This window comes from Streptomyces sp. NPDC001634 (assembly GCF_040298185.1).
In the GTDB taxonomy this organism is placed as follows: Bacteria; Actinomycetota; Actinomycetes; order Streptomycetales; family Streptomycetaceae; genus Streptomyces.
The window spans coordinates 1-26,844 of the sequence record NZ_JBEOZU010000110.1 but is presented as its reverse complement, the minus strand read 5'-3'; the positions used below and the strand labels follow the sequence as shown (position 1 = coordinate 26,844).

Below are 26,844 nucleotides of genomic sequence, written 5' to 3'. Positions count from 1 at the left end.
CGCGTTCAGCCTCGGCGACCCGTCCGCCTCGAACTCCGCAATCCGGTCGGTACCGATGACGCGGAAGCCCTCGTGCACGTACTTCCTGCGCCAGGCCGGCTCACCGAAGCCAGAAGCGAAGCGGGCGTTCTTGGCCCTGGCGAAGTCCTTCAGGGCCTGCTGCTGCACATCGGCGTTCCCGGCCGCCAGCCATGCGTTCTCACGCCGGGCCTCGGTGAGCTGGCGGCACTGCTCGGCGAAGCCGGGCGCGGACTTGCGGCCCTTGTGCCAGTGCGCGTGCTGCTCGACGGCCAGGTTCCACACGTACCTCGCGTGCGCGCAGTGGTCGAGCATGATGCCCGCCTGTCCGCTCGTCGGGTACAGCCGGAAACGTGACATGCCACCATCGTAGCGGCACAATAGCGGCATGATCAAGTTTACGCTGCGCCTCCCCGAAGACCTCCACCAACGGCTGACCGACCAGGCGGCCGCCGACCGGCGGTCCCTCAACTCCGAGATACTGCACCTGCTTGAGGTCGGCCTCAGCGCCGTACCTTCCGCAACACCGAATCGCCCTCACGGCGATTCGGCTTCCCCTGCCCCGCTACGCGGGAGCGGGCATTCACCCCGGCCCTGAAGGACCGGGCACCCTGCCCGAAAGCAAGGTGGAAGCTTCGCGGACTGGCACTACGCGCCCAGCGCCTCCTCCACAGCGCCGAACGCGAACCGCCCGCGCACATGTGACCCATATCACTATCCCTGATTCAGCTGTGGCGACGGGTTTTCCTCCTGCGGCTGGTCTTTATGCGGACCGAACCCGACAACCACTGCGGAGTGTCCGATGTCCGATCCCTTCCAGACCGCCGTCGTCACCGGCGCCAGCCGCGGCTTCGGGCGCGCGATCGCAGCCGCCCTCGTGGCCGCGGGCACCAGCGTCGTCGGCATCGCCCGCGACGAGCAGGAGCTGCGCGCCGTACGAGACGAACTCGGCGAAGGCTTCACACCCGTAGCCGCCGATGCCACCGACGAAGCGCTCGCGCAAGAGGTGATCCGCGCGCACCGTCCCAGCCTGCTCGTCCTCAACGCCGGGGTCGCACCGCACATGGCGCCCGTGCACGAGCAGACCTGGGAAACCTTCAGCCGCAACTGGCAGGTCGACACCCGGCATGTCTTCACCTGGATGCGGGCGGCGCTGCGGGAGCCCCTGGCGCCGGGCAGCGTGGTCCTCGCAATGTCCAGTGGAGCCGTCCTGGGCGGCTCTCCGCTCAGCGGCGGATACGCCAGCGCCAAGGCCGCCATCCGATACCTCCGCGGGTACGCGGCCGACGAGTCGGAGCGGGCCGGTCTTGGCATCCGGTTCCACGCGCTGCTTCCGACGCTGACCCCGGCCGGCGGCGTCGGCTCGGTCGGGGTCGCGGGCTACGCCGCGCGTCAGGGCGTCGACCGGGACACCTTCGTCAAGGGCCTGCAGCCGATCCTCACCGCGGACCAGGTCGCCAAGGCCGTCGTGGAAGTCGCCCAGGACCCCGGCAGCAATCCGGAGTACCAGGTCAGCGGCGCGGGACTGCGTCCGGTCGCCTGAGCCGCCGCCCACAGTGGACCGCACCCCCCTGGGAGAAGCCGAGATGCCGCCGGACACCGAATTCGCAACCCTGGCTGAGCCGTTCCGGCCGGAGTTGCTCGCGCACTGCTACCGGATGCTCGGCTCGATCCATGACGCCGAGGACCTGGTGCAGGAGACCTACCTGCGTGCGTGGCGTGCGTTCGACCGGTTCGAGGGCCGCTCCTCGGTGCGGCGGTGGCTCTACAAGATTGCCACCAGGGCCTGCCTGACAGCGCTGGAAACACGCTCCCGGCGGCCGCTTCCGTCGGGACTGGGTGCGCCTTCGGACGATCATCGGGTGGCTGTGGCTCCCCGCGAGCCGTCGGTGGCCTGGCTCCAGCCGGCGCCCGACGCGCTGGTCGGCGCCGACGACCCGGCGGCAATAGCGGCCAGGAGGACGGGAGTGCGGCTCGCCTTTATCGCCGCACTCCAGTTCCTGTCCGCCCGGCAGCGGGCCGTGCTGACGTTGCGCGACGTGCTGGCGTTCCGGACCGCCGAGGTGGCCGAGATGCTGGAAACGACGACCGCGGCCGTCGACAGCACGCTGCGCCGTGCCCGGGCCCGCCTGGCCGAGGCCGAACCAGTCGAGGACGACCTGGCCGAGCCGGACGCGGAGACCCGGCGAACCCTGCTCGACAACTACGTCGACGCATTCACCCGGGCCGACCCCGACGCGCTGATCAACCTTCTGCGGGCCGATGTCGAGATGGAGATGCCGCCGATCCCGACCTGGTTCACCGGTCGGCGGGCCGTCGTCGGATTCCTGGCCAGTCGGGTATTCCGCAGGGACCTGTGGCGGATGGTGCCGACCCGAGCCAACGGTCAGCCCGCCCTCGTCGTCTACAAGTGCACAGGCGACGGCCGGTACGAGGCGTACGGCGTCCAGGTCCTGACCCTGATCGGCGCCCGCATCGCCCGCATCGCGGCGTTCAACGACCCGAGCCTGGTGCCGACGTTCGGCCTCACGCCCGCGCTCACAGGACAACGGTGACGCTCCGGGACATGACGAAAGGACTGTCCGTCTCCGTCGGTATGGTCTGAGTCTCAAGTGCTCTGGTCCGGTTCGCTTCTCGTCTCAGGTGATCTGGGACGAGGTGCCGGCGATGACCGCGGTCACGACCTTGCGGACGTCTCCGGCCTCTGGCCGGACGCCTTGTCGGTCGGCGAACAGCATGTGCGCGGCTCCGATGCCCGAGGCCTGGCCCAGGCGGATCGGTTCGCCAAGGACGACCCCGCCGGGGTACGGCAGGTGTTCGCCGCCTTGCCGACGACCGGGCGGCCCGAACGGCGCGTTCGTCCCGAACTTGTCCTGACCGTCTTCTTCTTGACCGGAGACTTCCTGCTGGCCCGTGCCCCGGGGCCGGCAGTCGTCACGGCCGCGAGTCATGACGGCTTCACGCACCCCTTCGACCGCCGTCTGGCGTGCCTCCATCCGGGCTGTGTCTCACGTCACATCCGGCCATGTCACGTCCGGGCCGCCTGCTCCCATCTGGTGGGCATCAGCAAGCGAGCCGAGGAGGACGGAACGATGAACGCACAGAAGGAGAGCGGCACGGCGACCGCACATCGCGTGGTGATCCTGGGGGCTGGGTACGCGGGCATGTCCGCGGCCGTCCAGCTCGCGGCTCGGGTCAAGCGGCGCGAGGGGGTGCGGGTGACCGTGGTGAACACGCAGGAGCGGTTCACCGAGCGCATGCGGCTGCACATGACGGCGACCGGACAGCGGCTCGCCGAGCTGAGCATCCCGGAGCTGCTGGCCGGCACGGGCGCGCAGTTCGTGCGCGGCTGGGTGACGGCGGTGGACGCGAAGGCGAAGACCGTGCGGATCGACGACGACCGGATCGTGCACTACGACACGTTGGTGTACGGGTTGGGCAGTGTGGCCGACACTTCGGCGGTGCCAGGGGTCGAGGACCACGCCTACATCCTCAGCAGTGCCCAGGACGCCGAGTTGCTGGCCGCGCGGCTGGGGCGGCTCTGCAGCGGCACGGTGGTGGTGGTCGGCAGCGGGCTGACCGGCATCGAGTCGGCCGCAGAGATCGCCGAGCGGCATCCGGAGTTGAACGTCGTGCTGCTGGGCCGGGCCGAGCCTGGTGCGGCCATGAACCCGAAGGCCAAGGCGTACGTGCACGCAGCGCTCGACCGGCTGGGCGTGAAGGTGCGCTCCGGGGTCGAGGTGGTGAAGGTGCTGCCCGACGCGGTGGAGCTGGCGGGCGGGGAGAACATCGCCGCCGACGCGGTCCTGTGGACGAGCGGTACACGGGTGTCGCCACTGGCGGCCTCCGCCGGGCTGGCCGTCGATGAGCGCGGACGCATCCTCACCGACGCCGCGCTGCGGTCGGTGTCCCATCCCGAGGTGTACGCGATCGGCGACGCGGCCGCGATCCGGCAGGGGTACGGCGTCATGCACGGTACCTGCCAGGGTGGCATGCCGACGGGAGTGCATGCCGCGCTGTCGATCGATCGGGTGCTCAGGGGCAAGCAGCCCAAGCCGTTCCGCTTCGGCTACTACCACACGCCGGTGAGCCTGGGACGCGGTGACGCCGTGGTGCAGTTCACTCGCCCCGATGACAGCCCACGCCGGATATGCCTGACCGGCCGCATGGCGGTCCGCTACAAGGAGACGGTGACCGCCTCGCCCTGGCCGACCTACGGCCGTATGAACAAGATGCCCGCCTCGGGCGCGTTCTGGCCCCGCGGGGGCCGCTTCACCCGTGTCCGGGAGGCCCGATGACCAACCTGTCCGCCGGCCCCGACCAGCAGGTCTTCCACGAGCATCGGCGGCTGCTGTTCTCCGTGGCCTACCGCCTCCTCGGCACCGCGGCCGATGCCGAGGACGCCGTCCAGGACGCCTGGATCAAATGGTCTGCCGCGGACCGCTCGCAGGTGGCCGACCCCAAGGCGTACCTGACGCGAATCGTCTCGAACCTTGCGCTGGAACGGCTGCGATCCACCCGGTACAAGCGGGAGACCTATGTGGGGCCATGGCTGCCGGAGCCCATACTCACCGGCGGGGACGCCTCCGAGGTTGTCACGGACGCCGAGTCGGTGTCGATGGCCATGCTGGTGGTGCTCGAGACGCTCAGCCCGCTGGAGCGCGCGGTGTTCGTGCTGAAGGAGGTCTTCGACTTCAGCCACGCCGAGATCGCCGAGGCGGTGGAGCGTTCCGAAGCCGCGGTGCGGCAGGCCGCACACCGAGCCCGCGAGCACGTGCGGGCCCGTCGGCCGCGTTTCACCGCGGACCGGTCGCGGCAGCGCGAGGCCACCGAGCGGTTCTTCGCCGCCGCGACCGGCGGTGACGTCAACGCCCTGATGGAACTGCTCTCCCCGGACGTCACCCTGTGGACCGACGGCGGCGGCAAGGTCCGCCAGGCCCTGCGCCCGGTCGTGGGCGCGGCCACGGTGGCCGCCTGGTTCGCGGCCATCGGCACCGTCACCTACCAGGGCATCGAGCCCGCCGACATGAAAGCCGAACTCGTCGACATCAATGGCGGGCCGGGCATCGTGTTCAGCGCGCGGGCACGCGTGGTCGCCACGGTCACCTTCGACTTCGACGCCGACGGCCGTATCACCGCCATCCACAACGTGGCCAACCCGGACAAACTCAAGGCCGTCGCCGACGGCTCCACGTACGACATCGGCACGCAGTGAGCGTCGTCCGTCCTGGGTGCGGGCGTCTCGCCCCGCGATCCGACCGAGCCATTTCGCCCCTGACGGTCAGTTGTTCGGACGGGGTCACCGCAGCAGGGTGTGAAGTAGGCCGACGACGGCCAGGCCCACTGGCGCTTGTTGCGAATGCCCTGGTCACGGCCGTCGTTGGGTGGCCGCGCGGCGAGTGCCCGGCGCTGTTTTGAATACTCCCATTGGTCATAGAATCGGCGCGTGACTGCTGAAGATTCCGCATTCGCGGTGCTGGGTGTGTTGGGTGACCCCGTGCGCCGTCGGCTCTATCGACACGTCGCCGCCGCCCCGGGTGAGGTAGGGCGCGATGCGGCCGCGGAAGCGGCCGGGATTTCCCGATCGCTGGCCGCGTTCCATCTGGACAAGCTGGTCGAGGCAGGGCTACTGGCCATGTCCTTCCGACGGCTGTCCGGGCGCACCGGCCCCGGTGCGGGGCGGCCGGCGAAGGTGTACCGGCGTGCCGAGGGTGAGCACGCCGTGTCCATCCCGCCTCGGTCGTACGACGCAGCCGGTCGGCTGCTCGCCGAGGTGGTGGAGAACGCCGGCTTGGACCGGGAGCTACAAGCCGCGGCGAAGGCCGCGGGTGCGGCACATGCGGATGCGGCTGCCGGTGACCTGGTCGAGGTGCTGCGGGCCCGCGGCTACCAGCCTTTCTGGGACGGGGAGACGCTGCGGCTGCACAACTGCCCCTTCCACCGGCTGGCCGAGGAGTTCCCCGCCTTGGTCTGCGGGATGAATCTCGCGCTGATCGAGGGCCTGGCGCCCGAGCAGTGGTCGCCGACGATGGATCCGTGTCCCGGCGGGTGTTGCGTGGCACTTTCTAAAAACAAGAACCATTGACCATAGAAGGGAGGTCGGGCCATGCTGGGCCCATGACTGGCTTTCACCTTGCGCAGGTCAACATCGGCCGCATCGTCGCCCCGCTGGACAGCCCCGAGTTGGCCGACTTTGTCGCCCAACTGCCCGAGATCAACGCGCTTGCCGAGCGAAGCCCCGGGTTCGTGTGGCGCATGGTCGACGAAGAGGGCGAGAATGCGACCGGTGTCCGCCCCGACGAGAACGACGACATGATCCTGATCAACTGTTCGGTCTGGGAGTCAGTTGAAGCCCTGCGGAACTTCACCTACAACACTGATCACCTGCGCGTACTGAGCCGCCGCCGCGAGTGGTTCCAACGCCTGGCCGAGGCGCACCAGGCCCTGTGGTGGATCCCGGCTGGTCACCGCCCGAGCATCGCTGAAGCGCTGGAGCGGGTCGAGATCGTACGCGAACGCGGCCCCGGACCACTCGCGTTCACCTTCCGTGACCCCTACCCGGCACCAGCCAGGGCCGCGCAGGCATAGTGTCCGTTGCGAGGGTTGATCAAGGTCGTAGACGACCAAGCGTCGTGGGGCATGAAGATCTGACGAACAGCCAATGTGCACGGCTGGAGCCGTTGCTGCCGCGAGGCAAGAAGCAGGGCGGGCCGCCGATGTGGACCCGTCGGCAGCTGATCGACGGGATACGGTGACGGACCAGGGCCGGTGCGCTGTGGCGGGACGTTCCGGAACGGTACGGGCTGTGGGATCGGGTCTCGTTTTCGGTGAGAGTGTCCGGACGGCGGCTGATCCAGCCGACGACGGTGCGGACCAATGGGGCGGCTGCGGCCGGGGCAAGGGCATCAGGCCAGTTCAGGCGGCTGCGGGCCCAGTCGCGCAGACTGCTTTAGGGCACCGGCGCGCCACGAGCGGCGAGTTCCTCGCTCAGTTCCTTGATGGTGATCCTGCCGTCGGTCTCGTCGATGCGCCGCTGGAGACAGGAGCGGTGCACGTCGAGGTGGCTCGTCCGGGTGCGGCGGCCGGTGACCACGTCCTGGCGGCGAGCCGCGCGGGCATACAGCTGCACGGCGTGCCGCCCCCAGCCCAGGTGGTGGGCGATGGCCCGCAGGCTCATGCCGTCATTCAACAGGACGTGGACCACGGCGTGATGAGCGCGCTGCTGTTCGGCCCTCCGACCGGTCGTCGTCATCATCGAATCCGGTCCGGTCGCGGGGACCCTGTCGGTCCCCGCCGCAACAGCTTCCCCGTCCGACGGCAGGACGACGGACCTCAGACCGTCCCGGTGAGCCGCGACGCACTTCTCGACCGCCTGGCCCGGGTTCTGACACAAATGAAACCGGTCAGCGACCTGCCGAGCCGCCGGCGCGCCAAGCATTGCAGGAGCTGTGGCGGCAGCTGGAGACGGGATCGGAGGTGGCCGAGGCCCTGACCGGGCTTGACGCCCTGAGCCGGGAGGCTTGTGCCGCCCTCGCCCCGGAAGGCGCGCACAGTTCGGCGTGAGTCCGGTTTCTGCACCCCCTTGTTCTTGTTCGCCTTGGTGCGGGCCGAACGGTAGGACTCCGTGCCGCGGCAGGTCACCGCTCTTGTCGTCTTCCCGGCCGAGCAGGGCGCCTCGGCGGCGTCGTCGAACACAGACCCACCGGCGCCGACATCGACAGCCGGTGGACAGCCGCACCGCCGACTGCGTCGTAGACCGCTTCGGTTGAGGTCAACTCCCGCGGACGTACAGGGTGATCACCTCTCCTCGGGCGGTGATCTCCGTCGTCGGTCTGTAGGCGTCCAGCAGGACCTCCCGCTTGGCGACCGTCGCGGCGCTCCCGCCGGGCCTCACCGTCCTGTCCACCAGCCAGACGCGACGGTGCGGCAGCAGCAACCGACGGATCTCGGCCACGGGCGCCTCCTCGCCACCCAGCGTCCTGGACGCGGCGGGCGACCGGGTCATCAGGACATCGTCGGTGCGCGTGAAGTCGGCGGCGTAGACGTACTCGACATTGCGTTTGGTGCCCGGTACGAACACGACCGCGTCCTCTGTCCGGGCCCGCTGCCCGATGACTCTCGCGACGGCCGTCTGGTCGTCGTTGCGCGACGCCGGCGTGCGCAGCCACTCCTGCGTCGGCCACTGCAGGACCAGAAGCACACCGGCGAGTGCCGCACCCACCACTCGGGGAACCAGGCGCCGTCCGCGAACGGGCGGTCCCCCGCGGCGCGGCCGCACCGCCGCTCGTGCCAGGCCGTCCGGGCCCGCCGCGGTGAGCAGCGACAGAGCGGGCAGCGAGTACAGGACGTACCGCGGGTTGAAGGCGGGCTGGATGAGCGAACCGGCCAGCAGGACGCCGGCCGGGAGCACCAGCCACGGCACGGCCAGCGTCCGCAGCGTCAGCGGCCCCTTCCCCCGGCGGGAGCGCAGCGCTCCGAGGGCCGCGAGCGGGACTACGACCGCGACGGCTGGGAGCCTGGGACCGGTGAACTGCCGTATGAGACCGGCGGCCTGGCGCCAGCCGGGCCGAGGAAGCAGGCTCAGCTGCCCGATCTGGGTGTGAGCGTACAGAGCGAACGGCGACAGGCATGCCGCGACGGCCAGCGCGGTGATCAGCCACCCGTGCAGCGTGCGCCGGGGGATCCGGCCGGCCGCCAGGGCGAAGCCGTGGGCGGCGAGGATCAAGGCCGCGAACAGATGCAGCAGTGACGCGAGCAGCACTACCGAGCCGTACGCGACCCAGCGCCGGACGGTGGGCCGTTCGACGGCGCGCAGCAACAACAGACAGGCCACGGTGACCAGGCCGGTGACCAGCCCGTAGGAGCGGCCCTCCTGGGCGTAGTGCGAGGCCAGCGGGGTGACCGCCAGCAGCAGTCCCGCGCCGAGCCCGACTGCCCGCCCCGCCAGCCTCCGTCCGACCGCCGCCGTGGCGCCCGCGGCCACCGCCATGCCCAGTACCGAGGGCAGCCGCAGCAGCACCGCGTCCCCGCTCCCCGCGGGCAGGAGCAGGTGCATCAGCAGGTAGTACAGCACGTGCACGACGTCGGCGTGGTGCACGAGCGCCCAGATGTCGGGTGCGCTCCGGGTGGCGACCTCGTACGTGGTGGTCTCGTCCCACCACATGGCGCGCTTCAGGCCCCACAGCCCGACCGCGCCCATGACGGCGGCGGGCACCGCCCAGACCGCCACCGTGGCCGCGCCTCCGGCGCATGACAGACGAGAGGTTACGACGGTTCGCAGTCCCAGGGCCACCGCTCGCGGCGCGGGCTCCGACACTTCTGTCACTGGGCATCGTCTCCAACACACTGGTGTGGGACGGGAATCACGGCATCGGCCACGAGCGCCGCACAGCACCGAACCCTCGCGGGTTCAGCGCAGGGCGGCGCCCCGCATGCGGACGACGGAAACGGGGTGCACACCCTACGAGAACCGCCGTGAAGGGCCCTGGATACCGACCATGAGTGATTGTTCGTCAACAATTCACGATGTCTTGAGACGCGCAACCCGGAGGATACAGCCTCCCGTTCCATGCGGCCCCGCCACCACGTCCGCTGCAGATATCGACAATTGCTCCAGCGGCGGAAGGCCCCCGCCGGAAGGAACGGGGGCCTTCGTCGCTCTGTTCGCCGGTCAGCGGCGGGTCTGGACCCTGAGGACCGGCAGGCCGACGGCGCCGCTACCGACGCCGTACGAGGCCCAGATCAGCGCCTGTGCACTGCGGCCGCAGGACCGGCACTGTCCGACTTCCCGCGCACCGCCACCGTCCTGGCAGCGACGCTGACCGACCTGTTCGCGGACCTGCGCAATGCCCCGGCCACAGGCCCGATCACAGCACGCCACAGCGTTGCGCAGACCGCCTCGACCACGGTGGCTCAGCCGACGGTCAGTGAGAAGGGTCCGGACAGCGCCGAGTAGCCGTCGTCGGCGAGGTAGTACACGTCGTACGTGCCCGCGCCGCGCAGCTTGCCGGTGGAGAAGGTCAGGGCGCCGCTGGCGTTGGGGGCGTAGGCCCAGGTCAGCGAGGGCTGCTGGCCGGGGGTGACGCCCGCCGGGTAGATGCCCACCCAGTTCTTCGCACTGATCTGCGTGGCGGACGGCACCGCGTACCGGTAGGTGACGTTGCCGCCGGCCGCGACCGCATTCAGGTCGCCGGTAAGCGTCGGCGTCGTGGCGTTGGACGGTGCGAAAGCGGCGTTCAGCGGTGTCGCGTAGCTGTCGTTGGCTGTCAGACCGGGCAGGCCGAGGGCCGCCTCGATGGTGCGGGCGATGCCGTAGTGGTCGTAGTGGCTCGGGCTGCTGGTGCCGGCCGGGACGGTGCCTTGGGAGCCGAGGACCACGGTGGCCACGTGGTTGAACGCCTCGTTCTCGCTCTCGTCCCAGGTCAGGATGAGCAGCGAGCGCTGCTGGGTCCAGGCGGGGGAAGAAAGCACCGGGGCAAGGGTCTGCTTCAGCCAGCCGTCTTGTGTCTTCAGGCTGTTGGCACTGCCGTTGCCCGAGGCCTCGCCGTCGTAGTAGTCGTCGGCAGCGATCCAGGAGAAGTTCGGGGTGGTCGCTGCCGACTTGAGGTCGGTGGTCAGCTGCGAGGTGTCGAACAGGTGCGCCGCGCAGCGGGACGGGTTGCCGCTGATGTCCGTGTAGTTGATGAAAGGCGCATCGTCGGGCTCGTAGTAACTGTCGTTGTTGTTCTTGGTGTTGCAGGGCGTGCCCATGCCCTGCTCATAGGCCTTCCAGCTCTTGCCGGCGGCCTCCAGTGTGTCGCCCAGGTTCCGCTCGGGGGAGTTGATGTTGGGCCAGTAGGTGGCGCCCTTGGCATAGGTGTCGCCGCCGGCGATGGCGAGGTAGTTCTCGTCGCTCGGGTGGTAGACGCCGTGGTAGTCGGTCAGGGTGGCGCCCTGGCTCATCAGGCCGTGCATGTAGGGCGTGTCCGCCGGATCGTTCATGATCTGGGAATAGTCGGTGTTCTCCATCATGACCGTGAACACGTGATCGTAGCCGGGCACCTTCGAGGCGGGCGGGGCGAGAGGAGCCGGCGCGGTGACCGGCGTGTTCAGGGTGAGGGAGAGGTTGTCCAGGTAGCCGGTCTCGCTGGACGTCGACAGGAACTGCACCTCGACCTGGATGGACCGGGCTCCGGCGGGGACCGGGCCGGTGGCGCTGCGGGAGAGGAACTTGGTGGCCATCCCGCGGTCGCTCGCGGAGACCGTCGGCAGCTTGGCGGTCGCGCCGATCGGGCGGCCGTTCGCGTCGTGGAAATGCAGACTGACCGCGACGTAGCCGCTGTAGACGGTCCAGCCGCCGAGCCAGCCGGAGAGGTTGTAGCTCACCCCGCCGCCGTCGATGGCCGCGGCTGCCGAGGACACGTCCACGGTCTGCGACATCGCGCCGTCGCCGAAGTTTCCGGGCCCGAAGAAGGCCTTGCCGGGCGCCTGGCCGTCGCCGGGCAGCCCGAAGGAGCCGGCGGTGTAGCACATGACGTCCGGGCCGCCGGCCTCCGTGGTCCAGCCGGGCACGGTTGTGGCCGCGGCCCAGTCGTCGGTGCAGTAGCCGCCGGCCTCCGCGTCGCCGTTGACGATCAGGTTGCCGCTGCTCCCCGCCGCCTGGGCGGGAGGGGGAGCGCAGACGATCAGTGCGCCGAGAAGCGCGAGTAGCCCGCCGAGAGATCTCCAGCGCAGTCCCATTCGTGTACCTCGTCCCGTTGGTGAGGGTGTCGCGAGCGGTGATGGTGTTACGGCCTGGCTGTGCGCAATGAACGGGACATGGATACCGGTCGCCGCTGTCCAGCGAAAGAACTGGAGCGGAACTTGATTAGACAAGTCTGCGGTGCCGGCCGCCGGCTACGACGGCGACGTCAGCGCGGAGCCCGCCGTCGACCATGACGGCAAGGTCGTCCTCGTTCGGTTCGGCATGGCGTCGCAGGGAGTGGACATCAGTGGAGAGCGCAGGAAGCAGGAGGACGACACGGTGACCGCCCAGGCGTCCGACCCGACGGCGGGCAAGCAGCGCAAGCAGAAGGCCAAGGACCGGGAGTGGCGGATCGAGTGCGGGGTCGCGATCCGGGCGGGCTTCCACATCTTCGGCACGCACCCGTTCGCCGGGTTCGTGCGGCTGCTGTTCCGCCTGGGCGAGCACGCGCACAAAGGACCGGCGTGCTGGTGCGAGCTCGAATGCCAAGGGCCGACCGGCCCTGATACCGGCCCGGTCGGCCCATGACCCGCTCCCTTCCGACCAGGGAAGATCAACTACATTGCGGGCGGCTGTGCCGTGTCTCTCCGCCTCACTCGTATGACCACTCCAGGGGCGGCCAACGGGCTGCGCGGGACACGAGTTGAAGAGTTCTTCAACTGGGCAGTTGCCACAACCGATACATATGTGATCGGCCGGGGCCTGCGCGACCGCGCCGGGGCGGGTCCGGCGTGGAGAAGGGACTGCCTGAAGTGATCGCTGTTGTGGGACACCGTGACCTCACCGCTCCCACGCTGGCGCTGCTGGAGGAGGAGCTGTCCTGGCGGCTGGCCGAGTTCGCACGGGCGGGCAGGGCGGGGCTGGTGCGTGCCGGGCGGGGGCTGCCGGTCGCCTTCGGCAGGGCCGCGCGCGCCGCGGGACTGGCGCTCGTGACCGTCCTGCCCTCCAAGAACGGCGTGCCTGAGGTGCTGGAATCGTGCGATCGCCGGGCGGCCGGGGAACTGCTGTTGCTCTCGGAGCAAGTGCGGCTGCTGGAGTACGACCCGTCCGACCGTGACGCCTGTGTGCGGGCGGACGAGAGCCTCTTGCGCTCCTGTGCCCGGCTGCTGGCGGTGTGGGACGGCTCCCCGTCCAACAGCCGGGACGCCACCGCCCATCTCGTGGCCTTCGCGCGCACCAGCGGCATAGACGTCGACGTTCTGTGGCCCGAGGGAGCCGGCCGCACGGAACCGGGCACGCCGGGGATGGAGCGTCGCCTCGAACGCGGCGGGAGGCGCTACAGGTCGTTGCCCGCGTAGGAGAGGTTGAAGCTCTTGTTGGTCAGCGGGAAGTCCGGGACGATCGTGTCCGCCAACGCCACCGGCAGGGCGGGCCAGTTGAAGAAGGACGGGTCGACCGGCTTGACCCGGGCCAGGGTGGCGTCGGGGGCGAGTTCGACACGGGTGGCGATGGTGCCACGCCAGCCCTCCACGAGGCCCACTCCGCTGCGGGGGCCCGCGCCGGGCGCCGGTGGGGGCGCCGGCACAGCCATCGGGGCCGACACCCCCTCGGCGAAGTGCTCGACCAGCGCGAGGGAGACGTCGATCTCCTCGGCGCGGACCAGGAAGCGGGCCAGGACGTCGCCGCTGTCGTGGACGGGCACGGTGAGCCCGGTGTCGTCGTACGGCGTGAAGGGGTGGGCGATCCGGGCGTCGGCGGGCAGGCCGCTGGCGCGGGCGACGTAGCCGAGGCAGCCGATGGCGCGGGCGGCGTCGGTGTGCAGGATCGCGGTGCCGGTGAAGCGGTCGTGGACGGTGGAGTGGCCCAGGGCCAGGTCGGTGATCTCGCGGACGTCCTCGCCGATCGCCTTCAGGCGCGCGGGGTGGGGCAGGGCGTGCAGGGCCGCGCCGCCGGGAACGACGCCGCCGCGCAGCAGCCGGTGCCCGGTGATCTCGCGGTTGAGGCGCAGGAGTTGCTCGCGCACCCGCTGGGCATGGGCGTTGAGGACGCCGTGGCCGACGTCGTTGCAGAGCATGCCCAGGTCGGCGACGTGGTTGTGGATCCGCTCCAGTTCCAGGAGCATGGCGCGGGCGCGCCGGGCTTCCTCCGGGACCTCGGTGCCGGTGGCCTCCTCGACGGCCAGGCAGTAGGCGAGGGCGTGGCCGACTGCCGTGTCGCCGCTGATGCGTTCGGCGAGCGGGAGGCCGGCGGCGATCGAGCGGCCCTGGAAGAGTTTCTCGATGCCCTTGTGGACGAACCAGAGGCGGGCCTTGAGTTTGAGGATGGTCTCGCCGACGACGGAGAAGCGGAAGTGGCCGGGTTCGATCAGGCCGGCGTGCACCGGGCCGACCGGGATCTCGTACACGCCCTCGCCCTCGACCTCCAGGAAGGGGTACGGGCCCTCCTGCTCGCCGAACGGGGGCGGTGGTCCGGCGTCGGGGCGCATCGGGTACCAGCCGCGCGGCCAGTGGAAATGCCGTACCAGACGGCGCGGGAGCGGGTGATCGAGGGGGACGATGCCGAACAGGTCGCGCATCTCCCGCTCGAACCGGCCCGCCGCGAAGGAGAGATGGGCGAGGGTGGGGACCTCGGGGCGGTCGGGGTGGAGGCGGACGTGCAGTTCGGTGCGGGTGTCGGGAGGGCCGGCCACGAACAGGTACACCACGCGCGGTCCGGCCTCGTCGAGGTGCGCGGCGACCAGGGCGAGTCGGTGGCCCTTGGCCAGCAGGTCCTCGGCGTGCTGGGGCAGTGCGGCGAGGCTGATCTGGTACGTCGTGCGCATCGCTTCAGCGGCCTCCGATCGCCTGGGCGGCGGCGTGCAGCAGGTCGGTGAGCGGGCCGGTGGCCACGCCCAGGGCGGCGCAGGCGGACAGGCCCAGCATCAGGGGCCATACGACGGACGGGTTTTCCCCGGCCGGTGTTCCCGGTCCCAGCAGCATGCGGGCGGCGCGGGCGGCGAGTGCGGCGAAGGCCACCAGCACGAGCAGCAGGGCCGCCGCCGTGAGCCAGGCCAGGCCCGCTCCCGCGGCGAATCCGGCCCGGGCGATGCCCAGTTCGGAGGCGAAGAGGCTGAACGGCGGGAAGGCCATCAGCGCCACCACCGCGAGTCCGAATGCCCCCGCGAGCGGCGGCGCCTGGGCGATCAGACCACGGACTCGTCCGATCCGCGTGGTGCCGGTGATCTGCAGGATCCGGCCGGAGGCGCAGAAGGCGACCGACTTGGCAAGCCCGTGCCCGGCGATGTGCAGCAGCGCGGCGGCCAGGGCGAGCGGGCTGCCGATCGCCGCGGCCAGCGCGATCAGGCTCATGTGCTCCATCGAGGAGTAGGCCAGCATCCGCTTGTAGTCGCGCTGGGCGAGCAGCAGACCGGCCGCAAGGGCGAGGGTGAGCAGAGCGATCCCGGCCAGCAGGACCCGGGGGAAGTCCGGGCCGAGGGCGGCGTCGGCGATGACCCGGTAGCGCAGGATGGCGGCGAAGGCGACCGACAGCAGCACCCCGGACATCAGCGCGGACACCGGCGCCGGGGCCTGGCTGTGCGCGTCGGGCAGCCAGGCGTGCAGCGGGATGAGGCCCGCCTTGGCGCCGAAGCCGAGGACGACGAGCGTGACGCCGAGCCGGGTGACCGCCGGGTCGAGGCGGTCGGCGCGGGCGACGAGGGTGGGCCAGTCCAGCGCCCACGCCTCGGCGATGCCGGCCTGCCGGGCCGCGTAGTAGATCAGGACGGTGCCGAGGAAGGCTAGCGCGATGCCGGCCGAGCAGATCACCACGTACTTCCAGGCGGCCTCCACTGAGGTACGGGTGTGGCGATGGCCGACGAGGAAGGCGGTGACGATGGTGGTGGCCTCGATGGCGACCCACAGCACGCCCAGGTTCGCGGTGACGACGGCCAGGCACATGGCGCCGAGGAACGCCTGCACGAGGATGTGGTAGCGCCATACGGTCTGATCCGTCGCCCGCCCGACGGCCCGCTCGCCCGCCACATATGCCGGGGCGGAGCCGCAAGCGATCAATGCGACCGCGCCGACCACCAGCAGCATCCACGCGGTCAACGCGTCCGCGCGCAGCAGCCCGGAGTACGCCGAGCGTGGTCCGTCCTCGACAACGTCCGCCGCGAGGAGGCTTCCGCAGGCGAGGATCACGGCGGGCGAAACCAGCCCAGCCCAGTCCCGCCACTTCCTCGCCGGCACTTGGGGCCCAGGTGCTTCCGCGACCAGGACAGTGCCCTGTTCGGACGCTCGGTGCAGGGCCGCGGAGGGTGCAGTGGACGTCGAGCGGGTGCGGAGGCCGGCGAGTGCGTACGCGCCGGCCACCGCCAGTGGTACGCCGACGGGCGCGGTCAGGAGCAGCGCGGAGGCAGTCGGGCTCATCAGTCGTGCAGCTCCCGCAGGTCGTCGATGTCGGTGGTGCCGAACGCCTCCCGCATCCGGGTGGTGAGGATCTGCAGCACCAGTACCGCCAGCAACACGTCGAAGGAGACGCCGAGTTCGACGATCAGTGGCACCCCGGAGGTGGCCAGGAACGCGGTGGCGGTGATGCCGTTGTCCAGCAGCAGGAAGCCGACCACCTGGGCCAGCGCGCGCCTGCGGGTGACCAGGACGAAGAAGCCGATCAGGACGACGGCCAGGCCGACCGGCAGGGCGCTGGTGGCCGGGGTCGGGTTCAGCTCGGTCAGCGGACGGGCCACCGCGTAGGCCAGCAGCGTCAGCAGCGCGGCCGTCAGGAGGGAGGCGGCGACGTTGACCAGCGGCTGCGTCTCCCGGGTCTCGGCCCCTGCGTCGCCGTGGCGGCGCTGGTCCCCGGTGAGCGCCGCCAGGGCGCGGCGCATCAGATACGGCAGCACGCCCGCCCGCAGCCCGCCGATGCCGACCCCGACACCGACCAGGTCCCACCGCCGTTCGTGCGCGCCGAGGAGCACGGCGATGGCGGCGAGGGCGATGCCCTGCAGGGCGAAGATACGGACGATGGCAGCCAGTTCGCGCCGCCACAGCACGATCACGGCCGCGAGCAGGAAGGCACCGCAGGCCAGGTCGAGAAGCTGGGTGTACAGGCCGCCGCTCATGACGCTCCGCTCAGGAAGTTGGAGGCGGTCACCGCGAGCAGGGCCAGCAGGAAGGATCCGGCCAGCAGTTCGGGCACCCGGAACAGCCGCACCTTGGCCCAGAACACCTCGGCCGCCGCCAGCACCGCCCCGAGCAGCAGGGCCTTCGCTGCGAACAGCGCCAGCGCCACCACCAGGGCCGTCCAGGAGGCGCTGGTGGCGATGCCCCAGGGAACGAACAGGGAGGACAGCAGTCCGAGCAGCAGGGTCAGCCGCATCTGGGCGCCGAGTTCGACCAGCGCCAGGTCGGGGCCTGCGTACTCCAGCACCATCGCCTCGTGGATCATGGTGAGTTCGAGGTGGGTGGAGGGGTTGTCCACCGGGATCCGGCCGGTCTCCGCGAGCACGGCGACCGCGAGCGCGGCCGTGGCCAGCAGACCGGCCGGGGAGGCGAGGCGGGCCGGCTCATGGGCGGCGCCGTTCACGATGGCCGGGATATTGGTCGTTCCGGCCGGTATCGAGAGGGCGAACACCGCCAGCAGGATGGTCGGCTCGACCAGGGCCGCGACCGTCATTTCCCGGGAGGCGCCCATCCCGCCGAACGCGGTGCCGGTGTCGAGGCCGGCCAGGGCGAGGGCCATCGTGCCGAGCGCGATGAGCGCCACCACCACGATGAGGTCCGCGTGACCGCTCACCGGGGTGTCGGTCGACAGCAGTGGTACGAGGGCGGCGGCCACGACGGTGGTGGCGACCAGCAGGGCGGGGGCCATACGGAAGGCGGGCCCGGTGCCCACGGGGGTGATGGGCTCTTTGCGCAGCAGTTTGCGCGTGTCCCGCCAGGGCTGGAGCACTCCGGCTCCGGCCCGCCCTTCCAGGCGGGCCCGCACCTGCCGCATCCACCCGGTCAGCAGGGGCGCCCCTGCGCCGACCACGACGACCTGGCCGGCCACGGCCACGTATCCGACAACACTCATTTCTTCGCTCTCACCAGCCCACCGCCAACGCCAACATCAGGACGACCAGGCCGACGAAGCCGTAGCCGAGATAGAGGTGGACGCTGCCGCCCGCCAGCCGGCGGGCCGCCCGCCCGGCCCCGGCCAGCGAGCGCAGCACCGGCTCGTACAGGCGGTGTTCGATCCGGTCGGGCACCCGTCGCTCAAAGCGCACCCGCTCCACCAGGTACGCCGACTCGCGCACCGGCGTGACATCCAGGTCCTGCTCCGGAGCGAGGACGTCGTCGAAGACCCGCTGCAGCGGTTCGGCGAACGAGGTCGCGGTGTAGGCCATGCGCGCCGTCGGCGCCCCGCCACCGCAGTCCCACAGCCGGGCGTTGACCCGGCGTCGGCGGCGTCCATACAGCCGGGGCAGGCCGGCGGCCAGCAGGATTGCGGCGGTCAGGGCGGCCACCACCCACAGCGGCGACAGGGACGCGGAGATATCGGCGAGCCGCACCCTCACTCCACCGCCCGACACCGCACCGGTGCCCGGCAGCCTTGCCGCGCCCACGGCGCGGTCCAGGCCGTCGCCCAGCAGCCCGGGCACCAGGGCCAGGGCGGCACACAGCGCCCCGAGCAGGGCCATTCCGGCCAGCATGAGCCGGGGTGACTCCTTGGCCGCGGCGGCCGGTTCGCTACGCGGGCGGGCGAAGAAGCCCACGCCGAGCGCCTTGACGAACGCGGCGGCGGCGATCCCGGCCGACAGCGCGATCAGCGCCACCGACAGAGGCAGCACGACCGCCACCGCCACACCCGGCACCTGAAACCCATGGATCAGGGACTGCAGCAGCAGCCACTCGCTGATGAACCCGTTGCCCGGCGGCAGCGCCACCGCCCCCAGGGCGGCGACGGCGAACAGCCCGGCCGTGTACGGCATCCGCGCCCGCAGCCCGCCCATCCGGTCGAGGTCCCGCAGGCCGGTGGCGCGCAGCACCGAACCGGCCGCGCAGAACAACAGGGCCTTGAACGCCGCGTGGTTGACCACGTGCAGCAGCGCCGCCGCCAGCGCCAGCGCGGCCAGCGGCCGGTCGCCGTAGGACGTGAACAGCCCGGACGCGCCGACCCCGATCAGGACCAGGCCCATGTTCTCGCTGGTCGAGTACGCCAGCAGCCGCTTGAGGTCGGAGGCCATGGCCGCCTGCAGAATCCCGTACACCGCGCTGGCCCCGCCGACCGCCAGCAGGCCCAGCCACCACCAGGCCGGACCACCGCCGAGCAGGTCGAGGCCGGTGCGGACCAGGCCGTAGACGCCCAGGTTGACCATGGCGGCGCTCATCAGCGCCGAGACGGGGCTGGGTGCTTCGGGATGTGCGCGCGGCAGCCAGGCGTGCAGCGGCACCGCGCCCGCCTTCGAGGTGAACGCCAGTCCGACGAGCACGAACACCAGCCCGCGCAGCGTCGGCGACACGGAGTGTGCGCCCGCCCGCAGCGCGGCGAAGGTTTCCCCGCCCGCCTGCGCGGCGAACAGCGCGAACCCGGCCAGCAGCAGCACCAGCCCGAGGTGCGTCATGACGGCGTACCAGACGCCGGCCTGCCGCACCGAGGTCCGCTCCCGTTGCTCGGCGAGCACCAGCAGCAGTGAGGCCAGCGCCATCAGCTCCCACAGCACCAGGAAGGTGGACACCGACGCGGCCACCGGTACGAGCACCAGGGTGAGCGCGAACAGCGGCAGAACCGCCTGCGCCGTGCGCGAGCCGAGCCCGTGCGGCCCGTGTCCGGCCGCGTAACCGATCCCATACAGCGCGACCGCGGCCACGACGGCCCCCGCCACCGCCATGAACAGGCCCGCCGACGCATCCACCGCCACATGCGCCCCGGCCAGCGGCAGCAGCCCGGGGAAGGCGGCCGCCCAGCGGCTTCCGCCCAGTGCAGCCACACCCGCCGTGCAACCCGCCACCCCCACACCTGCCGTCAGCACCCCGACGACCGGGATGCGGACCCGGTACGGCAGCCCAAGACCGGCCGGCGCACCCGCGCCGCCCAGTGCGGTGGCCGTCACGAGGGCGGCCGGAATCACGCTCACCGCCCGGTCACTCTCCGCAGCGCCGCCACGATCTCCCCCGGCTCCGGAGGGCACCCGGGCACCGCCATATCCACCGGTACGACATCGGCTACGGCGCCCTCGACGCCGTAGCCGCCCGCGAACTCCCCGCAGTTGATCGCGCAGTCCCCCACCGCGACCACCAGCCGGGGCTCGCCCATCGCAGCGACGGTGCGCCGCAGCGGCTCGGCCATGTTCCTGGTCACGGGCCCGGTCACCAGGGCGACGTCCGCGTGCCGGGGCGAGGCCACCAGCCGCGCACCGTACCGCTCGGCGTCGTAGACCGGGTTGAAGGCCGCCGCAATCTCGATCTCGCAGCCGTTGCAGGAGCCGGCGTCCACGCACCGCACCTGCACCGACCCGGCGAACTCCCGCGCCTGCGGCGGCGCTTCGCCCTCCGGGCGCGGCGGAGCGGGCTCGGCCACCCGCCCGGTGGTGCGGATCTTGCGCAACAGGCCCATGACCCCTCCCTGACACGGTGAGGACTTGTCTGCGAGTGACCAACGAGCCATCCCGCGACTGGAGTTACGACGTTTTCCCAGGGCTTTACCTCTGTGGCGCACCCGCGCCGACCGGAGAGGCGGCCGTCTCCCGATCCCACAGAGCGCTGTCCAGCTCAGGGGAGACGGCCGCCGGTCAAGAGGCCGTCGCTACGACGGCGGTTTCGCCTCGCCCTGCGCGGCCTGCAGGTCGGCGAGGAGTTCGGCCTGCCCGGCCAGCACCCCGGACAGGATCGTGCGGGCCACCCGCAGCAGCTCGGCCACATGCGGGCTGGTCAGCGAGTAGTACACGGTCGAGCCCTCCTTGCGGGTCACCACGAGGTTGGCCCGGCGCAGCACAGCCAGCTGCTGCGAGAGATGGGCGGGCTCGATGCCCACCTCGGGCAGCATCTCCGCGACCGCGTGCTCGCGCTCGCTCAGCAGCTCCAGGACCCGGATGCGGGCCGGGTGGCCGAGGGTTTTGAAGAACTCGGCCTTCAGCTGGTACAGCGGCGTACTCACCTGACCGTCCCCTCCCCCGTACAGCAGCACGGCCCCGCCTGCCGGGCCTCGGCGCATCGCATCCACCCACTCGTCAAGAACATGCGGCCATCCTCGCGTGCACCACCGGCCAGGCCGAATCCGCACCGGGGAAGACGACCGCCGAATCCAGCAGTGACGACCTCAGGAATTGCTAACATTAGCAATTACTGAGGTCTTGTGAGGAGGTTTGTGTGAGGGTCACCCCGCTGCGCGGTACCGGCGTCACCTGGCTCAAGTGCCCCGCCTGCCGTCTCAAGTGCCGGCCCGCCGCCGTCGGCCCGGACGGGAGCTGCCCCCGCTGCGGAAACGCCCGCCTGCTGACGTTGTCCCTGGGCGGCCGTTCCGGTCAGTCGGCTCCGGATCCCGGCCAGTCCTGAGCCGCGCCTGGCAGGAAACCCGGGGAGGGGCGCGATGGGTGGCTGGGACGACCAGTCCGGCAGCGGGGTCCGCTTCGAGTGGGGGCCTGCGGGAGCAAGCCGTCTCGCCATGGAGGCGGCCTGTCTGGTCATCGTCGACGTGCTGTCGTTCACCACTGCGGTGAGCGTCGCCGTCGAGAGAGGCATCCGTGTCCTCCCCTTCTGGTGGCCTGGCGCACCCGCGACCGAGGCCGAGCGGAGTGGCGCCGCGAAGGCCGCCGCGGTGTACGCCCGCCAGTCGGGCGCCCGGCTGGCCACCCACCGGCGTGCCGTCACCCCAGCAACCCCGTGGTCGCTCTCCCCCGCCCACCTGCGCGCCTCGCCCTTCGTGGCCCGCCTCGTGCTGCCGTCGCCCAACGGCGCGGCCATCGCGGCCACCGCACCACCCGGGGTGCGAGTGATCGCCGCCTGCCTGCGCAACATCAGCGCCGTCGGCAGCTGGCTCACCTCCCGCGGCTACGGCACCCCCGAACGCCCCCTCGCAGTGATCGCCGCCGGTGAGCAGCGGCCGGACGGCAGTCTGCGTCCCGCCCTGGAAGACCTGCTGGGCGCCGGCACCCTGATCTCCGAGCTGCGCGTCCAGGGCGCGGGCCCGCTCTCGACGGAGGCCACCGCCGCGAAGGCGACCTACGAAGGCACCGCCGACCTTGCCCACGCCGTGGCCACCAGCGCCTCCGGCCGCCAACTGGCCGCGATGGGGTTCGTCGAGGACGTGGCGATCGCCACCGAGGAAGACACCTGCGCCCTCGTGCCCGTCCGGGACGGCGACGGCGCCTTCGCGCGGGGATGAGCCGGACAAGTCACTCGGCTGCCTGGCCGCCGGTTGGCCATCCGGTGGTGCGCCACTCATGGTGTCCCTCCGCCCCCTCCCCGTGCTCCGCGCCGTGTGCGGCGCGCGCGGCGGCCAGGTCGGGGTGGACCGGGATCGGCGGGCAGTCCCCGGCGGGGACGAGCGAGCCGTCGGCGGGGATGGCGGCCAGCTCCAGGCTGCGGCCCGTGTCCGCGAGGCGGCGGGCGGCTTCGGTGATCGCCAGCTGTCCCTCGGCCGACCAGCTGCGCAGCTCGGTCAGGTCGACGACGACCGGGCCGGTGCCTCGGGCCAGCGCCCAGCCGACCGCGCCGTTGAAGCGGCGCACGGCGTCAGGGCCCAGGTACCCGGCGACGGAGAGGATGCCGAGGTTGTCCTCGACGGTGTAACGCCAGTCGATGGTCATGATGGTCAACTTCCTTGCGCGGGGTGCCCGGCAGGGGGGTGCGCCGGTCAGAGGGGAAGGGTGATCCAGATGCTCTTGCCGCGGCCGTCGGCGTCGCCGCGGACCACCGCGGTGCCGCCCAGGCCGAGCACGATTTCCATGACGGTGGCCAGGCCGCGCGTCCCGGTGCCGGTGACCGACCCGTACAGCGGGGGCTGGTATGGGTGGCGATCGTGGACGGCAAAGGCCAGGCAGTCCCGGCCCGCCGCGTAGATCACGGTGACCTGCGGGGAGAGGACGGCGGCGTGTCGGACGGTGTTGGTGACCAGCTCGCTGAGGATCAGGAGGGCCGGGTCCACCGTGGGGTGGCGCAGGCCGATCCCCCATTCGACGAGCGCCTGCTCGGCGGTCTCGCGGGCTATCCGTACGGCGGACGGTTCGGTGGGCAGGGTGAGTATGTGCCGGTAGGGCAGGGCTTCCAGCTGCGTGGACATCGCTCACGCCTCCGCGCGGGCGAGGCGGAAACCGGCGACGGTTTTCGGGTGCAGGCGCAGCAGAGTGTCGTGCGGACCGTGGGACCAGCCGGAGAGGGTGCGCCGGTAGTGGGCGGCCTCGTCGGAGTCCGTGATCACCTCGGCCGGTCCGTAGACGGTGACCGTCCAGCCGGTGCCGGGCACAGCGCGGATCTCGTCCACCTGGTACGTCGCCGTCGCGGGCACCGCCGCGGCCGGGACCGGCGTACGGACGATCAGGCGGCCGTACTCCCACACATGCCGGCCGGGCCGCACCACGGTCAGATCCCGCTGCACGTACACCAGCCGCCCCAGACTGCTGCCCTCCAGCAGCCACAGGGCCTCCGCGCCGGAGACCTCGACCATGCGCAAGGTGGCGGGAGGAGTACTCATCGCAGGGCCTCCTCGCTGGAGGTTCGGGGCTTCTGGGCGGGATGGGCGGGCCAGACCCCGGCCGTCTCCAGGTGATCGCGGGCGGCCCGGATCGCCTCGGGCGTGGTGGCGTACTCCCGGCCCTCATGCCGCAGCAGTCCCAGCGCGCCGACGGAGTCCAGGACCTGCCGCTGGCCGGGGCGAATGCCGGAGGCCAGGACAACGATGCCGCGGCGGTGCAGCTTCTCCACCGCGTCCTTCAGCACGAGGGCACCGGTGGCGTCCATGGTCGACACCCGGGACATACGCAGGATGACGACCCGGATGTCGGCGACCTCGGTCAGCTCCAGCAGGAAGCGGTGGGCGGCGGCGAAGAACAGTGGCCCGTCGATGCGGTACGCCACAATGTGCTCGGCCAGCAGCGCGTGCTCCTCGGCACTGTGGTCGCCCCGGTCGAGCGGCACCTGGTCGAAGCGGGCCTGCTTGGCGACGGCGCGCAGGGCGAGGGCGCCGGCAACAGCCAGGCCGATGATCACGGCGTACACGAGGTCCAGGGCCAGCGTCGCCACCGCGGTGAGGACGAGTATCAGCGCGTCGGAGCGCGTCGCCTTCGCCATGGCCTTCAGCGAGCCGACCTCGACCATGCGGACAGCGGTGGCCAGCAGCACGCCGGCGAGGGCGGCCAGCGGGATCTTCGAGACCAGGGGTGCCGCCGCGAAGACGATCACGGCGAGGACCGCGGCATGGGCGAGCGCGGCCAGGCGGGAGCTCGCGCCGGTGCGGACGTTGACCGCGGTGCGCGCGATCGCGCCGGTCGCCGGGACCCCTCCGAACAGCGGGGCGGCGATGTTGGCCAGCCCCTGCCCGAACAGCTCCCGGTCCGGGTCATGCTTCTGCCCGACCGTCATGCCGTCCGCGACCGAGGCGGACAGCAGCGACTCCAGCGCGGCGAGCGCCGCGACCGCCACGGCGGGGGCCAGCAAGGTGCCCAGCGAGCCGAGGTCGAGGAAGGACAACGACGGCAGGGGCAGCCCGGCCGGCAGGTCGCCGATCGGCTTCGCCGCGTCCAAGTGGGCCAGCTGCGCCACGACCGTCGCCGCGATGACGGCGAGGATCGAGAACGGCACGGTCGGCCGCCACCGCGCCCCGACCAGCATCACCGCAGCCACCGCGACCGCGAAGCCGACAGCCGTCCAGTTCGGGGACTTCGCGAACTCCTCGACCGCCCGCCAGGTCACCACCAGCACCCGGTCGCCCTCCGGCTTGGGCACGCCGAGCGCGTTCGGTACCTGCTGCAGGCCGATCACGCAGGCGATGCCGAGGGTGAAACCCTCGACGACCGGGGCGGGCACGTACTGCATGTACTTCCCGGCCCGCAGCACCGCCAGGCCGACCAGCATGACGCCCGCCATCAGACCGACGGTGAGCACCCCGGTCGGCCCGTACTTGCCCACAATGGGGACGAGGACCACCGTCATGGCGCCGGTCGGGCCGGACACCTGCAGGTTGGAGCCGCCGAAGACGGCGGCGAGCGCACCGGCGACCACGGCGGTCGCCAGTCCCGCCTCGGCTCCCAGCCCGGAGGAGACGCCGAAGCCGAGCGCGAGCGGCAGTGCGACGATCGCCACCGTCAGCCCGGCGAGCAGGTCGCGGCGCGGATCGCGCCGGATCTCCGCGAGATCAGCGCGAGCGGGCAACAGCGCGCGGATGCGGGCCCGCACCCGGCTCAATGGCATGGTCATCGCGCCGTGACCTCGGCTTCCCGCAGCTCGGCCAGCAGCTCGTTCCGCCCCGCAAGCATCTCGGTCAGGATCCGCCGCGCAGCCCTCATCAGGTCGGCCACATCCCCGCCGGCCAGCTCGTAGACCACTGTCGAGCCCTCCCGCGTCGAGGTGACGATCCCCGAGCGGCGCAGCACGGCCAGCTGCTGGGAGAGGCCAGAGGGTTCGACCTCGATGGCGGCCAGCAGGTCCCGCACCGGCATCGGCCCGTCCTGCAGCAGCTCCAGCACCCGTATCCGTACGGGATGCCCCAGCATCCGGAAGAACTCGGCCTTGGCCTGGTACAGCGGAACGGACACGACCCCTCGGCTTCCCTACGCAGCCCCACCCGGGGCAGACACGAAAGGCTGTGCCCGCGGCTACCTGCGAGCACAGCCAACACAGCATCTAACCAATTGCGAAATTTTGCAATTCAGCATCAGGTGGCTGCAGCGGTGTTCCCGCCATGAACCGGGTCGGCCGGATCAGCCCTTCTTGACCACGCTCGACTTCAGCTGCATCGCCCCGAAACCGTCGACCTTGCAGTCGATGTCATGCCCGTCGACCCCGTCGACCAGCCGGATGTTGCGCACCTTGGTCCCGGCCTTGATCCCCGAGGGACTGCCCTTGACCTTGAGCGCCTTCACGACCACCACGGTGTCGCCGTCCTGCAGCACATTGCCGACAGCGTCCCTGATGACACGCTCTCCGGTGGAGGCGCCGCCCTCGGCCCCGGCCTCGGCGGGCACCCATTCGTGGCCGCACTCGGGGCACACCACCAGGGCGTTCATCTCGTAGGTGTACTCACACGAGCACTTCGGACAGGGAGGAGGATTCTCGATCATCCCGCCAGCGTAACCGGCCCCGCGCCTCGGACGCTCCCGTCGGCCGGCACGCAGAGACGCCCGCCGCGGGGCACAGCTCCGGCGGGAGAGCGGCAGGCGCACCCTGTCCGGAGACCGGGTGCAGGACTCCGTGGACCGCCCGGCTTCGGCATGATGGTCAGTTCCCCGGCAGTGCCCCGTCGAGAGGCAGTTCCTGCCGCGCTTCGGTGAGCTACTCCGCAATCGCCCCCTCACTACGCACATACGCGAGCAGTTTGGGCGACTTCGCCCTTCCCCGGGTTGCCCACATATACCTTTGCATATACGCACGCATTCGTCTTCTCGGCGATCATCAGGCCAGCGATAGTTCCGGAAGACCCGCCGTCGGGCAACTCGAAAGAGCCGAATTCTGAAGCCGCGTCGGCTCCCGTTCGAAATATATCGAGCCGAAGGGCGGTGCCGCCACGGTCTATTTTCAGGTCCCTAACCTCGACCCACATCATTCCGCAACCAAGCGATTTGTACAGAACTGCGAACCCGACAGATTCCCCGTCTGCTACGACTCCGGTCTTCCCGCTTGCCTGCTGGGCATCTTTGCGGCACGGTGACGATCCTGCCGGGTAGCCCTCATCCACATCGCTGTTCGGATGGTGCCCTCCTACAATTTCCGGGTCCGAAAGGATTTTTTTCAGAATTCCCTGGGCCAGTCGTAGAAGCCACAGAAGGGCTCGCGGGCGAGGTGGAATTCTTCCCGTCCCCATGGTTGAGCAGCCCGAAAAGCCCCGTGACAATGGCTGCCACGATAACGCCGACCATCCCTAGACCGCCGATTATCCAGGCGGCCGTCACCTCGGCCCCCCCCATTACCTTTTTGATCGGCCCCGCAATGGGGTTCCCGGCCTCCGGGCCCGGCATGACTGGTCCCCCCTGTTGACCATGATCTGGGGGGTGG

Annotated in this window: 29 protein-coding genes; 11 read left to right on the top strand and 18 right to left on the bottom strand. The window is 71.1% G+C overall.

The window, feature by feature from the left end; translation table 11 throughout:
* Positions 1–378, bottom strand: a 378-nt coding sequence (locus ABT186_RS41970) for a helix-turn-helix domain-containing protein (RefSeq protein ID WP_351929590.1), incomplete at its 3' end; no start/stop codon positions are given.
* A gap of 28 nt (positions 379–406) precedes the next feature.
* On the opposite strand from ABT186_RS41970, the gene ABT186_RS41965 reads away from it, so the two are divergent.
* From ABT186_RS41965 to ABT186_RS41955, 3 genes are all read left to right on the top strand, one after another.
* Positions 407–616, top strand: a complete 210-nt coding sequence (locus ABT186_RS41965) for an Arc family DNA-binding protein (protein ID WP_351929588.1) — start codon at positions 407–409, stop codon at positions 614–616.
* A 204-nt stretch (positions 617–820) separates the two neighbouring features.
* Positions 821–1,561, top strand: a complete 741-nt coding sequence (locus ABT186_RS41960) for an SDR family oxidoreductase (RefSeq protein ID WP_351929586.1) — start codon at positions 821–823, stop codon at positions 1,559–1,561.
* Between the two features lie 13 nt (positions 1,562–1,574).
* Positions 1,575–2,573 carry an RNA polymerase subunit sigma-70 gene (locus ABT186_RS41955; protein WP_351929584.1) on the top strand — a complete coding sequence of 333 codons (999 nt, stop codon included), beginning with the start codon at positions 1,575–1,577 and terminating at the stop codon, positions 2,571–2,573.
* Positions 2,574–2,657: 84 nt separating this feature from the next.
* Here ABT186_RS41955 and ABT186_RS41950 read toward each other — a convergent pair whose 3' ends face one another.
* Positions 2,658–3,014, bottom strand: coding sequence for a hypothetical protein (locus ABT186_RS41950; protein ID WP_351230896.1), 357 nt, complete (start codon positions 3,012–3,014; stop codon positions 2,658–2,660).
* 96 nt (positions 3,015–3,110) lie between these two features.
* Here ABT186_RS41950 and ABT186_RS41945 point away from each other — a divergent pair, with 96 nt between their 5' ends.
* From ABT186_RS41945 to ABT186_RS41930, 4 genes are all read left to right on the top strand, one after another.
* The gene (locus ABT186_RS41945) at positions 3,111–4,316 is read left to right on the top strand and encodes an NAD(P)/FAD-dependent oxidoreductase (RefSeq protein ID WP_351929582.1); all 1,206 of its coding nucleotides are present in this window, start codon (positions 3,111–3,113) and stop codon (positions 4,314–4,316) included.
* A complete protein-coding gene (locus tag ABT186_RS41940; RefSeq protein ID WP_351929580.1) occupies positions 4,313–5,233 on the top strand; it encodes an RNA polymerase sigma-70 factor in 921 nt (306 codons plus the stop codon). Before ABT186_RS41945 ends, ABT186_RS41940 begins: the two co-directional genes overlap by 4 nt.
* 231 nt (positions 5,234–5,464) lie before the next feature.
* On the top strand, positions 5,465–6,103 hold the full coding sequence (locus tag ABT186_RS41935; RefSeq protein ID WP_351929579.1) for a helix-turn-helix transcriptional regulator: 639 nt from the start codon (positions 5,465–5,467) through the stop codon (positions 6,101–6,103).
* Between the two features lie 32 nt (positions 6,104–6,135).
* Positions 6,136–6,606 (top strand): DUF3291 domain-containing protein, encoded by a 471-nt coding sequence (locus ABT186_RS41930; protein ID WP_351230886.1) that lies wholly within the window; start codon positions 6,136–6,138, stop codon positions 6,604–6,606.
* A gap of 361 nt (positions 6,607–6,967) precedes the next feature.
* On the opposite strand, the gene ABT186_RS41925 is transcribed toward ABT186_RS41930, so the two are convergent.
* The 3 genes from ABT186_RS41925 to ABT186_RS41915 all read right to left on the bottom strand — a co-directional run bounded on the left by ABT186_RS41925 (position 6,968) and on the right by ABT186_RS41915 (position 11,736).
* Positions 6,968–7,195, bottom strand: a complete 228-nt coding sequence (locus tag ABT186_RS41925) for a hypothetical protein (RefSeq protein WP_351230882.1) — start codon at positions 7,193–7,195, stop codon at positions 6,968–6,970.
* A gap of 594 nt (positions 7,196–7,789) precedes the next feature.
* The gene (locus ABT186_RS41920) at positions 7,790–9,247 is read right to left on the bottom strand and encodes a glycosyltransferase family 39 protein (protein WP_351929578.1); all 1,458 of its coding nucleotides are present in this window, start codon (positions 9,245–9,247) and stop codon (positions 7,790–7,792) included.
* Positions 9,248–9,930: 683 nt separating this feature from the next.
* A complete protein-coding gene (locus ABT186_RS41915) occupies positions 9,931–11,736 on the bottom strand; it encodes an alkaline phosphatase family protein (protein WP_351929576.1) in 1,806 nt (601 codons plus the stop codon).
* A gap of 142 nt (positions 11,737–11,878) precedes the next feature.
* Between ABT186_RS41915 and ABT186_RS41910 the strand changes: the two genes are divergently transcribed.
* Positions 11,879–12,268 (top strand): DUF6126 family protein, encoded by a 390-nt coding sequence (locus ABT186_RS41910; protein ID WP_351929574.1) that lies wholly within the window; start codon positions 11,879–11,881, stop codon positions 12,266–12,268.
* Between the two features lie 224 nt (positions 12,269–12,492).
* The gene (locus ABT186_RS41905) at positions 12,493–13,038 is read left to right on the top strand and encodes a hypothetical protein (RefSeq protein ID WP_351929572.1); all 546 of its coding nucleotides are present in this window, start codon (positions 12,493–12,495) and stop codon (positions 13,036–13,038) included.
* Here the strand turns inward: ABT186_RS41905 and ABT186_RS41900 are convergent.
* From ABT186_RS41900 to ABT186_RS41870, 7 genes are all read right to left on the bottom strand, one after another.
* Complete coding sequence (locus ABT186_RS41900) at positions 13,017–14,501, bottom strand: hydrogenase large subunit (protein ID WP_351929570.1); 1,485 nt, start codon at positions 14,499–14,501, stop codon at positions 13,017–13,019. The genes ABT186_RS41905 and ABT186_RS41900 overlap by 22 nt on opposite strands.
* Before the next feature lie 4 nt (positions 14,502–14,505).
* The gene (locus tag ABT186_RS41895) at positions 14,506–16,086 is read right to left on the bottom strand and encodes a proton-conducting transporter transmembrane domain-containing protein (protein WP_351230870.1); all 1,581 of its coding nucleotides are present in this window, start codon (positions 16,084–16,086) and stop codon (positions 14,506–14,508) included.
* Entirely contained in the window at positions 16,086–16,778 is a 693-nt protein-coding gene (locus ABT186_RS41890) for a hypothetical protein (RefSeq protein WP_351230868.1), read from the bottom strand. Before ABT186_RS41890 ends, ABT186_RS41895 begins: the two co-directional genes overlap by 1 nt.
* Positions 16,775–17,731: a respiratory chain complex I subunit 1 family protein gene (locus ABT186_RS41885; RefSeq protein WP_351230866.1), complete on the bottom strand. Its 957-nt coding sequence runs from the start codon at positions 17,729–17,731 to the stop codon at positions 16,775–16,777. Before ABT186_RS41885 ends, ABT186_RS41890 begins: the two co-directional genes overlap by 4 nt.
* A gap of 10 nt (positions 17,732–17,741) precedes the next feature.
* Entirely contained in the window at positions 17,742–19,775 is a 2,034-nt protein-coding gene (locus tag ABT186_RS41880; protein ID WP_351230864.1) for a proton-conducting transporter transmembrane domain-containing protein, read from the bottom strand.
* Positions 19,772–20,254 carry an NADH-quinone oxidoreductase subunit B family protein gene (locus tag ABT186_RS41875; RefSeq protein ID WP_351230862.1) on the bottom strand — a complete coding sequence of 161 codons (483 nt, stop codon included), beginning with the start codon at positions 20,252–20,254 and terminating at the stop codon, positions 19,772–19,774. The genes ABT186_RS41880 and ABT186_RS41875 overlap by 4 nt, the downstream gene beginning before the upstream one ends.
* 189 nt (positions 20,255–20,443) lie before the next feature.
* The gene (locus ABT186_RS41870; RefSeq protein WP_048820334.1) at positions 20,444–20,794 is read right to left on the bottom strand and encodes an ArsR/SmtB family transcription factor; all 351 of its coding nucleotides are present in this window, start codon (positions 20,792–20,794) and stop codon (positions 20,444–20,446) included.
* Between the two features lie 212 nt (positions 20,795–21,006).
* Here ABT186_RS41870 and ABT186_RS41865 point away from each other — a divergent pair, with 212 nt between their 5' ends.
* Together ABT186_RS41865 and ABT186_RS41860 are read left to right on the top strand one after the other, a co-directional pair.
* Positions 21,007–21,192, top strand: coding sequence for a hypothetical protein (locus tag ABT186_RS41865; RefSeq protein WP_351230859.1), 186 nt, complete (start codon positions 21,007–21,009; stop codon positions 21,190–21,192).
* A 34-nt stretch (positions 21,193–21,226) separates the two neighbouring features.
* Positions 21,227–22,021 (top strand): 2-phosphosulfolactate phosphatase, encoded by a 795-nt coding sequence (locus ABT186_RS41860; RefSeq protein ID WP_351230857.1) that lies wholly within the window; start codon positions 21,227–21,229, stop codon positions 22,019–22,021.
* A gap of 10 nt (positions 22,022–22,031) precedes the next feature.
* Here the strand turns inward: ABT186_RS41860 and ABT186_RS41855 are convergent, their stop codons facing one another.
* The 6 genes from ABT186_RS41855 to ABT186_RS41830 form a co-directional block, all read right to left on the bottom strand.
* A complete protein-coding gene (locus tag ABT186_RS41855) occupies positions 22,032–22,445 on the bottom strand; it encodes an STAS domain-containing protein (protein WP_351230855.1) in 414 nt (137 codons plus the stop codon).
* 47 nt (positions 22,446–22,492) lie between these two features.
* Positions 22,493–22,918 carry an ATP-binding protein gene (locus ABT186_RS41850; protein WP_351230853.1) on the bottom strand — a complete coding sequence of 142 codons (426 nt, stop codon included), beginning with the start codon at positions 22,916–22,918 and terminating at the stop codon, positions 22,493–22,495.
* A gap of 3 nt (positions 22,919–22,921) precedes the next feature.
* Entirely contained in the window at positions 22,922–23,329 is a 408-nt protein-coding gene (locus ABT186_RS41845; RefSeq protein WP_351230851.1) for a pyridoxamine 5'-phosphate oxidase family protein, read from the bottom strand.
* A complete protein-coding gene (locus ABT186_RS41840; protein WP_351929568.1) occupies positions 23,326–25,050 on the bottom strand; it encodes a SulP family inorganic anion transporter in 1,725 nt (574 codons plus the stop codon). The genes ABT186_RS41845 and ABT186_RS41840 overlap by 4 nt, the downstream gene beginning before the upstream one ends.
* Positions 25,047–25,388 (bottom strand): ArsR/SmtB family transcription factor, encoded by a 342-nt coding sequence (locus tag ABT186_RS41835; RefSeq protein WP_351230847.1) that lies wholly within the window; start codon positions 25,386–25,388, stop codon positions 25,047–25,049. Before ABT186_RS41835 ends, ABT186_RS41840 begins: the two co-directional genes overlap by 4 nt.
* A gap of 165 nt (positions 25,389–25,553) precedes the next feature.
* Positions 25,554–25,913 (bottom strand): zinc ribbon domain-containing protein YjdM, encoded by a 360-nt coding sequence (locus ABT186_RS41830; RefSeq protein ID WP_351230845.1) that lies wholly within the window; start codon positions 25,911–25,913, stop codon positions 25,554–25,556.
* Positions 25,914–26,844 lie beyond the last annotated feature (931 nt).

Coding starts and splice junctions, on each gene's coding strand:
- ABT186_RS41965 (WP_351929588.1), top strand. CDS start 407: ATGATCAAGTTTACGCTGCGCCTCCCCGAAGACCTCCACCAACGGCTG.
- ABT186_RS41960 (WP_351929586.1), top strand. CDS start 821: ATGTCCGATCCCTTCCAGACCGCCGTCGTCACCGGCGCCAGCCGCGGC.
- ABT186_RS41950 (WP_351230896.1), bottom strand. CDS start 3,014: ATGGAGGCACGCCAGACGGCGGTCGAAGGGGTGCGTGAAGCCGTCATG.
- ABT186_RS41945 (WP_351929582.1), top strand. CDS start 3,111: ATGAACGCACAGAAGGAGAGCGGCACGGCGACCGCACATCGCGTGGTG.
- ABT186_RS41940 (WP_351929580.1), top strand. CDS start 4,313: ATGACCAACCTGTCCGCCGGCCCCGACCAGCAGGTCTTCCACGAGCAT.
- ABT186_RS41930 (WP_351230886.1), top strand. CDS start 6,136: ATGACTGGCTTTCACCTTGCGCAGGTCAACATCGGCCGCATCGTCGCC.
- ABT186_RS41925 (WP_351230882.1), bottom strand. CDS start 7,195: ATGAGCCTGCGGGCCATCGCCCACCACCTGGGCTGGGGGCGGCACGCC.
- ABT186_RS41915 (WP_351929576.1), bottom strand. CDS start 11,736: ATGGGACTGCGCTGGAGATCTCTCGGCGGGCTACTCGCGCTTCTCGGC.
- ABT186_RS41900 (WP_351929570.1), bottom strand. CDS start 14,501: ATGCGCACGACGTACCAGATCAGCCTCGCCGCACTGCCCCAGCACGCC.
- ABT186_RS41895 (WP_351230870.1), bottom strand. CDS start 16,086: ATGAGCCCGACTGCCTCCGCGCTGCTCCTGACCGCGCCCGTCGGCGTA.
- ABT186_RS41890 (WP_351230868.1), bottom strand. CDS start 16,778: ATGAGCGGCGGCCTGTACACCCAGCTTCTCGACCTGGCCTGCGGTGCC.
- ABT186_RS41885 (WP_351230866.1), bottom strand. CDS start 17,731: ATGAGTGTTGTCGGATACGTGGCCGTGGCCGGCCAGGTCGTCGTGGTC.
- ABT186_RS41875 (WP_351230862.1), bottom strand. CDS start 20,254: ATGGGCCTGTTGCGCAAGATCCGCACCACCGGGCGGGTGGCCGAGCCC.
- ABT186_RS41860 (WP_351230857.1), top strand. CDS start 21,227: ATGGGTGGCTGGGACGACCAGTCCGGCAGCGGGGTCCGCTTCGAGTGG.
- ABT186_RS41855 (WP_351230855.1), bottom strand. CDS start 22,445: ATGACCATCGACTGGCGTTACACCGTCGAGGACAACCTCGGCATCCTC.
- ABT186_RS41850 (WP_351230853.1), bottom strand. CDS start 22,918: ATGTCCACGCAGCTGGAAGCCCTGCCCTACCGGCACATACTCACCCTG.
- ABT186_RS41845 (WP_351230851.1), bottom strand. CDS start 23,329: ATGAGTACTCCTCCCGCCACCTTGCGCATGGTCGAGGTCTCCGGCGCG.
- ABT186_RS41840 (WP_351929568.1), bottom strand. CDS start 25,050: ATGACCATGCCATTGAGCCGGGTGCGGGCCCGCATCCGCGCGCTGTTG.
- ABT186_RS41830 (WP_351230845.1), bottom strand. CDS start 25,913: ATGATCGAGAATCCTCCTCCCTGTCCGAAGTGCTCGTGTGAGTACACC.